At 39.2% G+C, this 12,366-nt stretch carries 10 protein-coding genes; 8 read left to right on the forward strand and 2 right to left on the reverse strand.

Annotated elements, in window-relative coordinates:
• Nucleotides 1–182 precede the first annotated feature (182 nt).
• The 7 genes from pdhA (at nt 183) to DL897_RS15810 (ending at nt 9,133) form a co-directional block, all read left to right on the forward strand.
• Nucleotides 183–1,280 (forward strand): pyruvate dehydrogenase (acetyl-transferring) E1 component subunit alpha, encoded by a 1,098-nt coding sequence (pdhA, locus tag DL897_RS15780; RefSeq protein WP_113660089.1) that lies wholly within the window; start codon nt 183–185, stop codon nt 1,278–1,280.
• Between the two features lie 2 nt (nt 1,281–1,282).
• Complete coding sequence (locus DL897_RS15785) at nt 1,283–2,263, forward strand: alpha-ketoacid dehydrogenase subunit beta (RefSeq protein ID WP_113660090.1); 981 nt, start codon at nt 1,283–1,285, stop codon at nt 2,261–2,263.
• An 81-nt stretch (nt 2,264–2,344) separates the two neighbouring features.
• A complete protein-coding gene (locus DL897_RS15790) occupies nt 2,345–3,634 on the forward strand; it encodes a dihydrolipoamide acetyltransferase family protein (protein WP_113660091.1) in 1,290 nt (429 codons plus the stop codon).
• A 1-nt stretch (nt 3,635) separates the two neighbouring features.
• Entirely contained in the window at nt 3,636–5,054 is a 1,419-nt protein-coding gene (lpdA, locus tag DL897_RS15795; protein WP_113660092.1) for a dihydrolipoyl dehydrogenase, read from the forward strand.
• A gap of 305 nt (nt 5,055–5,359) precedes the next feature.
• On the forward strand, nt 5,360–7,276 hold the full coding sequence (locus DL897_RS15800; protein WP_113660093.1) for a DUF4350 domain-containing protein: 1,917 nt from the start codon (nt 5,360–5,362) through the stop codon (nt 7,274–7,276).
• 67 nt (nt 7,277–7,343) lie between these two features.
• Complete coding sequence (locus DL897_RS15805) at nt 7,344–8,273, forward strand: ABC transporter ATP-binding protein (RefSeq protein WP_113660094.1); 930 nt, start codon at nt 7,344–7,346, stop codon at nt 8,271–8,273.
• A complete protein-coding gene (locus tag DL897_RS15810; protein WP_113660095.1) occupies nt 8,270–9,133 on the forward strand; it encodes an ABC transporter permease in 864 nt (287 codons plus the stop codon). Before DL897_RS15805 ends, DL897_RS15810 begins: the two co-directional genes overlap by 4 nt.
• 93 nt (nt 9,134–9,226) lie before the next feature.
• On the opposite strand, the gene DL897_RS15815 is transcribed toward DL897_RS15810, so the two are convergent.
• Nucleotides 9,227–10,042 (reverse strand): YitT family protein, encoded by an 816-nt coding sequence (locus DL897_RS15815; protein WP_113660096.1) that lies wholly within the window; start codon nt 10,040–10,042, stop codon nt 9,227–9,229.
• A gap of 322 nt (nt 10,043–10,364) precedes the next feature.
• Here DL897_RS15815 and DL897_RS15820 point away from each other — a divergent pair, with 322 nt between their 5' ends.
• The gene (locus tag DL897_RS15820) at nt 10,365–11,102 is read left to right on the forward strand and encodes a class I SAM-dependent methyltransferase (protein WP_113660097.1); all 738 of its coding nucleotides are present in this window, start codon (nt 10,365–10,367) and stop codon (nt 11,100–11,102) included.
• A gap of 320 nt (nt 11,103–11,422) precedes the next feature.
• Here DL897_RS15820 and DL897_RS15825 read toward each other — a convergent pair whose 3' ends face one another.
• Nucleotides 11,423–12,364: a cation diffusion facilitator family transporter gene (locus tag DL897_RS15825; protein ID WP_113660098.1), complete on the reverse strand. Its 942-nt coding sequence runs from the start codon at nt 12,362–12,364 to the stop codon at nt 11,423–11,425.
• Between the last annotated feature and the right edge of the window lie 2 nt (nt 12,365–12,366).

Here is a 12,366-nt window from a genome sequence, read left to right on the forward strand (position 1 = left end):
ATTGTGCGATATGTTATTTTTTGGTTCGTAAAAAAATGTGTCAATATATCTTTACATTGTACTTATTGACTAGTAATCTCTATATTATAAGAAGGAATATTGTAGGTATGTTGACGGGAAAATGGGCTGAGTGGGAATCCTTTTTTCTTTATAAGGAGATTCTAAAGTTAAAATGAATTTTTATGATTGGGGTGAATCATGTGGCATTAAATATGGAAAAGGAATTTAAAATGCTACAAATTCTAGATACAGAAGGTAAGCTTGTCAAAGGACAAAAAGCACCAAACCTAAGTGATGATGAATTAAAAGATATATATCGTTGGATGTTGCGGTTACGGGTATATGATGCGCTTTCCATTAAATTAAATCGACAAGGTCGCCTTGGTTTCTATGCACCGTTAGGTGGACAAGAGGCATGTCAAATTGGGTCAATGGCAGCTTTACGCAAAACCGATTGGCTATTCCCAAGTTACCGTGATTTAGGAGCATCACTCTATCATGGATGGTCTATTAAAGATACTTATCTCTGGTCTCGTGGACAAATTAATGGAATGAAAATTCCTGACGATGTTAATCTTTTCCCACCACAAATCATTATTGCATCCCAATGTATCCATGCAGCTGGTGCAGGATGGAAATTTAACTTAAAAAATGAGGATCATGTAGCTATTACATTTTTTGGTGATGGTGCTACCTCTCAAGGTGATTTCCACGAAGGACTTAACTTTGCAGCCGTTTACAATGCACCTGTTATTTTCTTTAACCAAAACAACGGATATGCGATTAGTGTTCCGCTTCATAAACAAACTAAATCTGAAACGATCGCTCAGAAAGCGCTTGCTTACGGCATGAAAGGAATTCGGATCGACGGAAACGATATTCTAGCAGTATATAAAGCAGTTTCTGAGGCAGCAGAACGTGCACGGAATGGTGAAGGACCAACGTTAATCGAAGCAGTTACCTATCGCTTAGGACCTCACAGTATGTCTGGGGATGACCCGACTCGCTATCGTCCAAAATCAGAGGAAGAAGAGTGGAAAGAAGGCAAAGATCCTGTAACTCGCTTCCGTCTCTATCTTGAGAGCAAAAACCTTTGGACAGAAGAATGGGAGAATGAAATCGAGAAAGAAATGAAAGATGAAATTAGTGTAGCCATTAAAGAAGTACAAAAAGCTCCGATTGGTGAAGTTGAAGAGATTATGGAATATGTTTATGAAGAAATGCCAGTCGAATTAAAGAAACAACATGCGGAAGTACTTTCTTGGAAGGGGGCAAAATAAGAATGGCAGTCATGACCATGATTCAAGCAATTACGGATGCGATGCGTGTAGAAATGGAAAGAGATGAAAACATCATCGTTCTTGGTGAGGACGTTGGTGTAAACGGTGGGGTTTTCCGTGCAACAGATGGTTTGCAAGAAAAATTCGGGGAAAATCGTGTATTTGATACCCCACTTGCTGAGTCTGGTATCGTTGGAACTGCAGTAACGATGGCAGCCCTTGGAATGAGACCAATTGCTGAAATTCAGTTCGGTGGATTTGTTTATGAGTGTATGGACCAAATTGCTACACAAGCGGGTCGGTTACGCTTCCGTACCGGTGGGCGCTTCCAAGTTCCGTTGGTTGTTCGTACCCCTTATGGTGGTGGAGCTAAAACGCCAGAAATGCACTCGGATAGCTTTGAAGCTTATTTTCTTCACACCCCAGGGGTAAAAGTAGTCGTTCCAAGTAATCCATATGATGCAAAAGGACTTCTAATTTCGGCTATTCGTGATAATGATCCTGTCATTTTCTATGAAAATATGCCATTGTATCGCTCGGTTAAACAAGAAGTACCAGAAGATGCTTATACAGTGCCTATCGGCAAAGCCAACGTAGTAAAAGAAGGAACGGATGTAACGGTTATCGCCTACGGAAATATGGTTCGTCTGTCCCAAGATGCGATTGCAGCAGTTGAAAAAGAGCGTGGAGTAAACATTGAGTTGATTGACTTACGTACTATTTCTCCACTTGATATGGATACCATTTTTGAATCAGTAGATAAAACAGGTCGTGTCGTAGTGGTCCATGAAGCTGTTCGCACAGGTGGTGTAGGAGCTGAAATCATCGCTCGTATCAATGAAGAAAAAATCTTAAAGCTTGAAGCACCATGTGTTCGTGTGACTGCACCAGACACTCCATATCCACCGACATTAGTTGAAGATAAGTGGTTGCCAAGCAAAGGACGTATTGCGGCGGGAATTAAGAAAGTACTTGACTTTTAATGATCATATTGCATGACTTGATCCAAAAACTTAGATCATACCATGTAACAACCTCGAAATTGAACAAGGGAGGAACAACAGATGGCAGCATTTGAGTTTAAGTTGCCAGATGTGGGTGAAGGTATCCACGAAGGTGAAGTCGTCAAATTATATGTAAAAGAAGGCGATTCAATCGAAGAATTTGACACCTTTGCTGAAATCCAAACGGATAAAGCGGTGGTGGAAATTCCAGCTCCAGTTTCTGGTACAGTGAAAGAGTTACGGGCTAAAGAAGGAGAAATAGCGATTGTCGGTTCCGTCATCGCAGTATTTGAAGTAGAGGGCGAAGCTGGAGAAGCATCAGAAGAAGCAGAGGTCAAAGAAGAAGGTCAACCGGTCCAAGAGGAAGGTAAGCAAGCTGCAGTAGGGACAGCTCCGACGATGGACGCTGGAAAACGGAAAAATGTCTTAGCGATGCCATCTGTGCGGAAATTAGCACGTGACTTAGGTGTTGACATTACTCAAATTGCAGGAACTGGTAAACATGGTCGGATTACAGCTGAAGATGTTCACGCTTTTAAAACGGGTGGACAAGTAGCTACACAAACAGCTGTACAAGCGGATCATCAACCAACTCCAAACAAAGCTAAAGAAGTGGTTATCGAGAAAACGAAGATCGAAATCGAAGGTACAGAAGAGCGTATTCCGCTTCGTGGTATTCGTCGTACGATTTCTAAACGGATGGTGGAAAGCAAGCATACAGCACCACATGTTACCATCATGGATGAAGTCGATGCGACTGAATTAATCGCTTTACGTAAATGGGGTAAAGACTTAGCAGCTGAGCGTGATACGAAACTTACTTATTTACCTTTTATTATGAAAGCAGTTATTGCTGGACTTCGCGAATTCCCGACCTTAAATGCATCCATTGATGATGAAAATGAGGAAATCATCTTAAAGCACTACTATCACATGGGTCTAGCTGCAGCCACGGATAATGGCTTAATGGTTCCTGTTATCAAAGATGCTGATCGTAAATCTATCTTTGACTTAGCGGATGAAATTACGGATAAAGCGACTCGCGCTCGTCAAATGAAATTGGATCCAAGTGAGCTGAAAGGTAGTACATTTACCATTACCAATATTGGTTCCTTTGGTGGTATGTTCTTTACACCAATTATCAACTATCCTGAAGTGGCGATTTTAGGGGTTGGAACGATTAAAGAAAAACCAGTGGCGGTTAATGGTGAAGTTGTCATACGTCCACAAATGTTTGTATCTCTCAGCTTTGATCATCGTTTGATCGACGGGGATGTTGCAGCTCGTTTCCTCAGCCGAGTTAAACAGCTTTTAGAAAACCCGAAATTATTAATGATGGAGATGAGATGAGATGGTAGTAGGAGATTTCGCTAAGGAAGTCGATGTGCTTGTCGTTGGCGCAGGACCTGGTGGTTATGTAGCTGCGATCCGTGCGGCTCAGTTAGGTCGTAGTGTAGCGATTGTAGACAAAGATGAATTGGGCGGCGTGTGTCTAAACCGTGGTTGTATCCCATCAAAAGCGATCATCAGTGCAGCAGATCGTTATGAGCATATGAAAGACTCAGCGCATATGGGATTAGAGTTAAACGGCGAAGTTAACATTAATATGCCTCAGCTCATTTCTTGGAAAGATTCTGTCGTGAAAAAGTTAACCAGTGGCGTTAAATCCTTACTCAAAGGGAATAAAATCGAAATTATTTCTGGTGAAGTATACTTTAGTCATCCAAATACTGTTCGTGTTTCGACAGAGAATGCAAGCCAAACCTATCAATTTAATGATTGTATCATTGCAACTGGGGCTCGCCCAGCAGAGCTTCCTATCCTTCCTTTTGATGGAAAACGCGTTCTCTCATCAACAGAAGCATTAAACTTACAAGAGGTACCAAAGCGCTTGATCGTTGTCGGTGGAGGATATATTGGCTTAGAATTAGGAACAGCTTTTGCCAAATTAGGTACACAAGTAACGATTTTAGAAGGAACGAAGTCGCTCTTACCAGGTACAGATGCTGCTTTGACCCGGATGGTAACACGTAAGTTGAAAAAATTAGGTGTTACTGTTGTGACAGATGCGTTGGTACAAGGCGGAGAAGTGAATGGTGATGAAGTAACTGTCAATGCGGAAGTAAAAGGTGAAGTGAAAAGCTTTACGGGTGACTATTGCCTCGTCTCTGTGGGTAGAAAGCCAAATACGAATGACATTGGTTTAGAGGATATTGGTATCGAGCTTGATGAACGTGGCTTTATTAAAATCGATAACCAATGTCGTACCAATATGGAGCATATTTATGCGATTGGTGACTGTGCAGGTGGAGCATTACTTGCACATAAAGCTAGCTATGAAGGAAAAGTAGCAGCAGAGGCAATGTGTGGACATAATAGTGTGATCGATTATCAAGCGATGCCGTATGTCATCTTTAGTGATCCTGAAATCGCTTATACTGGGTTAACTGAAGCGGAGGCAAAAGAAGAAGGTTATACTCCAGTTGTTAGTCGCTTTGCTTTCGGAGCGAATGGTCGTGCTTTATCGCTCGGTAATGCTGATGGCTATGCACAAATTGTAGCTGATCAAGAAACCAAACGGATTCTTGGAGCACAAATCGTAGGACCAGAAGCTTCCAGTTTAATCAGTGAAATTGTATTAGCAATTGAAATGGGTGCTAATGCAGAAGATATTGCTTTAACTATTCATGCCCATCCAACCTTACCTGAAACGATTATGGAAGCAGCAGAAGGAGTACTCGGTCACGCTATCCATATGGTAAATAAATAATTACTAAGTCAAGCATATAAAAAAGAATATCAATAAGGCATGTTGTATCATTCGATTTAACCTTAAAATTAGAGTGAATCGCTTTTGAAACGATAAATAAAAGCCTAATTCCTAAATATCGGGGATTAGGCTTTTTTGCTTGGAAACAAATTTAAATGAAGATGATGTTTGTCACTTTCGACAAATATTACTTTTTTAAATAGAGTTATATTAATATGATAATAGGAGTGATGATAGATGGGACCTCTTTATGAAATCCAATTCAGAAGTTGTTTTATATATAAAGTGAAGGCGGTGAAAAAAGGATGAAAGTTTTTAGATGGGGTTTTGTCTGGCTTGGGTTTTCCTTGCTGTTCCTTTCCCATTTCTTTTTTAGTCATACATATGCGACCAAGCCAATCCCACCAGCCAAGGTAAATATGGAAGTGAAAGTGGGATGGAATGGGGGCTATAAATGGGATCAAGTTCCAGTAAAAGTAATGCTAACGAGTCGTGATGGACAATCAGCTATAGGTGATTTAATCATAACGAATACCAATCCATATAAGTTTATGGAAAGCGACTCGGAAGGTATTCCAGTGAAGAAAAGTGTACATGTTTCACCTGATAAACCAACAGAAGTATCACTACTTGTTCGTAGTAATCAAATTTCATCTGAATTTTATCTAGTATTTCAAGATCGTTCTTCTAAAACGAGTCCTGCGTTTTTTACGTTGAACGGATATCGAATTTCTGAGGTAGATATCATGGTAGGGGTACTAAGCGATAACTCTAATCTCCATAAAAAGTTTCAAGATTGGCTGTACTCTAGTAAAAATCAGCGACCGATTCGTACATATCCATTACAAGTTAGTGATATTCCCAATCAAGCAAAAATGTTAGCAGGACTTGATATTTTAGTTATTGATCCATCGACTAAAGCCAAGCTATCCTCTGCTCAAGTAGATGCACTCCGCTTATGGGTCTCAAGTGGAGGGACATTGGTTGTTGGGGGTGGAAAATCGGCTAATAACATGAGTAAAGAATTAGAAAGTTTATTACCGATTACGCTAAAGAGATCAACGACAACAATCCATGATTTAAAGAATATAGCACGCTGGGGTATGCCACCACAATCACTAGAGATTAGTCAAGTTCAGTTAAAGGAAAATAGTAAGTTACTTTTGTCAAGCGGTAGTGATCCAATCCTAGTTAGTAGAGAATTGGGGAAAGGTTATGTGAAGTTTGCAACTTATGAACTTTTTTCTTCACCGATGATAAACTGGGTAGGAAATAATGATCTTTGGCAACAACATCTAATCAAAGAAGGCATAGAGTTTACTTATGATTCGGGTTTAAGGGATCTCGCAGAGGAAGGGATTATTAAGCAAGATATTCAAAAAAAGTTACCCATTCTCCGAAACATCATGATCATCCTGATTATTTATTTCTTCATCATTGGACCCATATTATACTTTGGATTAGCTCACTTGAAAAAGCGGATCTGGGCTTGGGTTGCTGTTCCCTGTTTGAGTTTGATTCTTTCCTCTAGCTTATATTTTTATGGTGTTTCTTTACGAGGAGATATGATCGAACAGTGGAACTATGGTTTTATTGAAATGGATGAATCAGGAAAAGCGATTTTACATGGAGAGAGCACCTTTTTATCGCAAGAAGATGATCCTTATCATGTACGACTCCCCAAAGGATTTGCCTGGCCGATAGATAGTGACAGTAAAGTCAGTGTGCAAATTGGAGAAGGAGCGGATCTGATCTATCCACATGTAGGACAATGGACTCGAAAAGAGTTCTATACAGAAATGACAAAGCCAGTCCATGGAGGATTTACGGCGAAGGTACGTCAAGAGAATGATCGCCTAGTTGGATCCATTACCAATCAAACCAATCTTCCACTGAAAAATATCCACCTGACTATTCAAGGAAAAACCTATTTCGTTTTAAGTCAGCTAGCACCTAAGAGTACAAGAGAGATTAACATTGCTCCAGCCAGCGCGAAAAGGAATCTTGATTTAAGTAACTCTGAGAAAGCTTTGTACCAACAATTTCGTGATGAACATCACTTGATGAGAACTTCTGAAGGAGTCGCTGTTCTCAAGGAGAAAAACGATATAATTGGATTTACCCAAGTTGACTTTACCCATTCTACCATTGTCGATCGGAAAATAAAAAAGAATCATCTTTATTTGGTTTCAGGATCGGTTGATATAGAAAATAAGAAATAGAGATTAGGAATGAAATTTAATCAAGATATCCCGAAATCATTGGTTTGGGATTGAGGGGAAGGTTTCGATGATTCAAATAGAAAATTTATGTAAGACCTATCAGCAAGTACCTGCTGTAAATAACTTAAATTTACAGATAGAGCCTGGGTCGGTCTTTGGCTTTATTGGACCGAATGGTTCAGGTAAGACAACGACCATGCAGATTTTAGCGACTTTATTAAAGCCATCTTCTGGTAAGGCGTGGGTGGGGGGATATGATGTCCAAACAGAAGCAGAAGAAGTAAGGCGGATGATTGGTTATATGCCAGATTTCTTCGGAGTCTACGACTATTTAACAGTGATGGAATATATGGAATTTTACGGTGCTTGTTATCAAATCGAGCCCAGTCAAAGTCGGAAAGTAGCCAAAGAGCTATTAGAATTGGTTAAGCTATCAGAGAAACAAAATCATTATGTTGATGAACTGTCACGTGGTATGCAACAAAGACTAGGGCTAGCTCGTTGTTTGATCCATGATCCTAAGGTTTTAATCTTAGATGAACCAGCTTCTGGTCTTGATCCTAGAGCTCGGATCGAGTTTCGTGAAATTTTAAAGAAGCTACAACAAATGGGTAAAACGATTATGATTAGTTCGCACATATTACCAGAGCTGGCTGATCTTTGCGATACGATTGGTGTGATCGAAGCGGGAAAATTGGTTACGAGCGGAGCCGTTTCCGATATGCTAGTACCAAAGAATCAGGCGCGAACGTTGGAAGTACATGTGCTAGAGGAAGTTAAAGAGGCAGAGGAGTTGCTTCAACAGTCAGAATATGTCCAATCCATCCGAGTGGAGAAAAATTGTTTATATGTAAAGTTTACAGGAGATTCGACTAAACAAGTCCAGTTGGTTCAACAGTTAGCCAAAGCGAACGTACCGGTCCTACAAATTTTTGAAAGTAAATTAAATATAGAAGATGTCTTTATGAAAGTGACAGATAAGGAGGGGAACTCATGAAGCGATGGTTTACTTTTTGGACAAACCCCATCCTAATGAAAGAGCTACAAATGCGAATGAGAACAAAACGGACACCTTGGATTATTTTCGCCTATTTAGGGATTATGGGTGGTATTGTCTTATCCGTGCTATCTCTCTATGAAGACAATATTAACCTAGGTCATACAGATAGTGGTTCCATGCTTTTCCTACTCCTTGCTTTTCTCCAATTATTACTCATGTCCTTTGTACTTCCTGGAGTCACTTCGGGATTGATCAGCGGAGAGAGAGAAAGACAAACATTAGATATCCTTCTAACGACCAGTCTATCATCTAGACAAATTGTCTTTAGTAAATGGTTGGCTTCACTCAGCTTTATCTTGTTACTTTTTATCTCTTCCTTTCCAATTTACGTGATTGTGTTTTTATATGGAGGGATTCCTACTGATTATTTATGGAAAGTCATTCTTCATTTCTTAGTTACCATTATTTTTATGGGAAGTCTAGGGATGTTCTGTTCAGCATTTTTTAAACGTACTGGAATAGCCACAGTGGTTACCTATGTAACCGTTGCAGTAATCGGAATCGGTCTGCTTATTCTTCTATATTTATTAGTGCTTTTCCAAGAGCCAAATTTACACAAAGATGAGATTCCAATCTGGATAGAAATCATATGCGGGCTCCATCCAGTCATCTCTTTATATCTTGGATTGGTGCCGAATATGTTCGACCTAAATGATTTTATTTGGAAAATCCATCCTTACCCCTTTTATCTACTCATATATGTTGTGTTCTCTGTCCTTTTATTGTTTGGAGCGACCTATTATTTGTCGCCTGTACGTTTTCGTCTTTGGAAGACAGCGAAAAAGAAACAAATCTAAGAATAGATAACTAAAAAGGCTTCTCTTTTCTAAGTGAAAACACTTGAAAGAGAAGCTCTTTTATTTTTAGGAAGCTACTTCTAGATCGGATGATCAATCTTTTAATTTATTGAAGAACCCCATGACTTCCACGGTTTCCATAATATTTACAAATGCTCGTGGGTCTGTTTCTGTAATGAGCCGCTTTACTTCGCCAAGTTCATGTCGGGTGATAATCATAAAGAGAACTTTTCTCTTCTCTTTGGTATACGCTCCTTCACCTTCAACAATGGTAATACCCCGTACAGAATGAGAGAGTAAAACTTCGCGGATCTCTTCACCGCGATTGGTAATAATCATCAGTGTCAATTTGAGATGTCGCGTGTGAATCGCATCGATCACTTTACCAGTGATAAAGATGGAGAGCAAGGTATATAAAGCAACATCCCAGCTAAATAGAAATCCAGAAATAAATACGATGACTGCATTCATACCAAAAAGTAATGTACCTAAGGGGATATCTTTCTTGCGTGTCAATAATAGACCGATAATATCAAATCCACCTGTTGAAGCAGAAAATCGAAAGATCAGACCACTCGATACGCCAACCAATACGCCACCAAAGACCGAGGAGAGAATCGGATCTGTAGAGAGTGGTTGGATAGGAATAAGGATAAGGGCGATTGAATTGGTGATAACAACAAAAATGGTATAGGTCATCAATCTTTTTCCTAACTTCAAAAAGCCAAGAATAAAAAGAGGCAGATTGAGTAGGAGATTAACGATCCCTGTATTAATCGGGGTTAGTAATCCAATCATCATCGCAATCCCAGAAATTCCTGTACTTAATATCTTATGAGGAAGTAAGAACCAATTATAACCGATAGCTAGTAAAATGGATGAAAGGAAAATAATAACGATTCGTAACATCTATACATCACCTATCACTGAAATAAGGATTTTTGTTTTCCATGAAGCATGTTGTACCATGCGGTCACAAACCTAGAGCGTTCTTAGAATTAGAGCGATGAGCGACTGATTTCGAAGATAAACCATGTATTTTGAGCCTATATAAATATACATGAAATGATCAGAGAGAAAAAGATATATTAGGTCATATATAGAATATCCAAATCGTGGAAAAACATCAGATAAAGAAAGAGACTAGACATCGAATTATAAGCTTAATGGTTTGTTTAGAGATAGTGGATAGGGGTATAGGTGTATTGATGATGGAAGGGAGGAGCGCCATATGAATCATGAACCGAGATCAATCGAATGGTCAGAAGATGAATCAAACCAATTTTTAAAATATGGTCATTTATTTGTACCTGAAAGAGAACAATTAGCTAAAGTATTTTGCGATTTAATCCCAGCACAACATCATGATACTTTTACTGTGGTAGATGTAGGTGTTGGTGGGGGATGGCTAACTGAAGCGATATTAAAACACTTTCCGAATGCTTCTGTGATTGCCTTAGATGGATCACAAACCATGCTTAAAGCGACACAAAATCGTTTACAAGAATTTGCAGATCGCATAGAGTTTCAATCATTTAACTTATTTGATAAAGAATGGTATCTTCCTTTTCGACATAAAGTAAAATGCTTTGTAAGTAGCTTAGTTCTTCACCACTTAGACCAAACTGAGAGAGCCGAACTATTCGAAGGATTCTATCAAACATTAGTACCTGGTGGTGCACTTATTTATATGGATTTAGTAAAAGAGAAGAGCGAATATGGGCGGAGGCACATGGCACGAGCATGGAATGAAGAAACAGCACGTCGTTCACTGCAATTTTTGGGAGACTTGTCTGCATATGAAGCTTTTCAAGAATTACAGTGGAATCCGTATGTTTATTCATGGGATCATATCGATCGTCCATCTAGTTTGCTGGAACAGCTAAAAATGATTGAACAAGCAGGATTTCAAGGAGTGGATGCGTTTTGGGTGAAGGCAGGTCATGCAGTGATGGGAGGATATAAGTAGGAAGAAGAGAAGTAGAAAAACACCCCTTTTTGTTACCTATTTAAGGTTAATCGACACTACTGCCTAAATCTAGGTTTTGGATCAAACTGGATAATATGCATTTCTCATATAACATCATTACATAAAACGAAAATCACACTTTCCTTCGAGTTATTTTTATTAAGAGGGGAAGTTTTTTTATTTTAGTTATATAGCGATTCACAGGTTCATCTAGGAATAATTTAGGTTTTGGTTCGAATTACGCAACATGCGCGTAAGAGAAAAAGAAAAGAGGCATCTTTCTATAAAAATGCCCCTCATATTTTATATAGAAGTTGAGGTTAATCCTGACGATGTAAGATTTCGCAGTCAGGGTGTTGGAAGTCTTCAGTTTCAATTTGGATGGTAGTATGCTTAATTTTAAAATGTTCTTCAATTTTATGGATCGATTCTCGTAAAATTTTTTGACTATCTTGGGCATCTTGGATAACCAGATGACAGCTTAATGAGTCTAAACCAGAGGTAATCGTCCATATATGCAAATCATGAACATGCTTAACACCGGGAATGTTGTTTAAAACTTCTTCGACTTTGTGTCGATCGATAGTAAGAGGAGAGCCTTCCATCAAGATGTGGATAGCATGATTGATGATACCCCAAGCACTTTTGAGGATAAGGATCGCGACTATTACACTAATAATCGGATCAGCGATATACCAATTGAAAAAATACATGAGAAGTCCGGCGACAATAGCACCTACTGAGCCTAAAGCATCTCCTAAAACATGCAAATAAGCGCTACGTAAATTGATGTTATCTTTAACATCTCCTTTTTTCATAAGAGCCCAAGCACTGGCTAAATTAGCGAAGAGCCCGATGGCTGCAATGAACATCATGGTAAGACTAGATACTTGTTGAGGATCTAATAAACGTTCATAAGCTTCAAAGATGATCCATCCTGCAATTAAAAACAAGGTGAGTCCATTAAAGAGAGCAGCTAGAATTTCAAAACGATAATAGCCAAAAGTCTTATTAGCAGATGCAGGGCGACTAGCAAACCAAATGGCCACTAAACTTAGGATCAGGGAGCTGGAGTCACTTAACATATGACCTGAATCTGATAATAATGCCAAGCTATTGGTAAAAAGACCTCCAAAAAACTCTAGTAGCATGATCCCAAAGGTAATTGATAAAGCAATCATTAATCCTTTGCGATTACCAGACCGTGTTACATCATGATGATGGTGACCATGACTATGATCATGATGGTGATGATGATGCATAA

The sequence above is a fragment of the Thermoflavimicrobium daqui genome, assembly GCF_003313465.1.
Classification (GTDB): domain Bacteria; phylum Bacillota; class Bacilli; order Thermoactinomycetales; family Thermoactinomycetaceae; genus Thermoflavimicrobium; species Thermoflavimicrobium daqui.

Coding starts and splice junctions, on each gene's coding strand:
- pdhA (WP_113660089.1), top strand. CDS start 183: ATGATTGGGGTGAATCATGTGGCATTAAATATGGAAAAGGAATTTAAA.
- DL897_RS15785 (WP_113660090.1), top strand. CDS start 1,283: ATGGCAGTCATGACCATGATTCAAGCAATTACGGATGCGATGCGTGTA.
- DL897_RS15790 (WP_113660091.1), top strand. CDS start 2,345: ATGGCAGCATTTGAGTTTAAGTTGCCAGATGTGGGTGAAGGTATCCAC.
- lpdA (WP_113660092.1), top strand. CDS start 3,636: ATGGTAGTAGGAGATTTCGCTAAGGAAGTCGATGTGCTTGTCGTTGGC.
- DL897_RS15800 (WP_113660093.1), top strand. CDS start 5,360: ATGAAAGTTTTTAGATGGGGTTTTGTCTGGCTTGGGTTTTCCTTGCTG.
- DL897_RS15805 (WP_113660094.1), top strand. CDS start 7,344: ATGATTCAAATAGAAAATTTATGTAAGACCTATCAGCAAGTACCTGCT.
- DL897_RS15810 (WP_113660095.1), top strand. CDS start 8,270: ATGAAGCGATGGTTTACTTTTTGGACAAACCCCATCCTAATGAAAGAG.
- DL897_RS15815 (WP_113660096.1), bottom strand. CDS start 10,042: ATGTTACGAATCGTTATTATTTTCCTTTCATCCATTTTACTAGCTATC.
- DL897_RS15820 (WP_113660097.1), top strand. CDS start 10,365: ATGAATCATGAACCGAGATCAATCGAATGGTCAGAAGATGAATCAAAC.
- DL897_RS15825 (WP_113660098.1), bottom strand. CDS start 12,364: ATGCATCATCATCACCATCATGATCATAGTCATGGTCACCATCATCAT.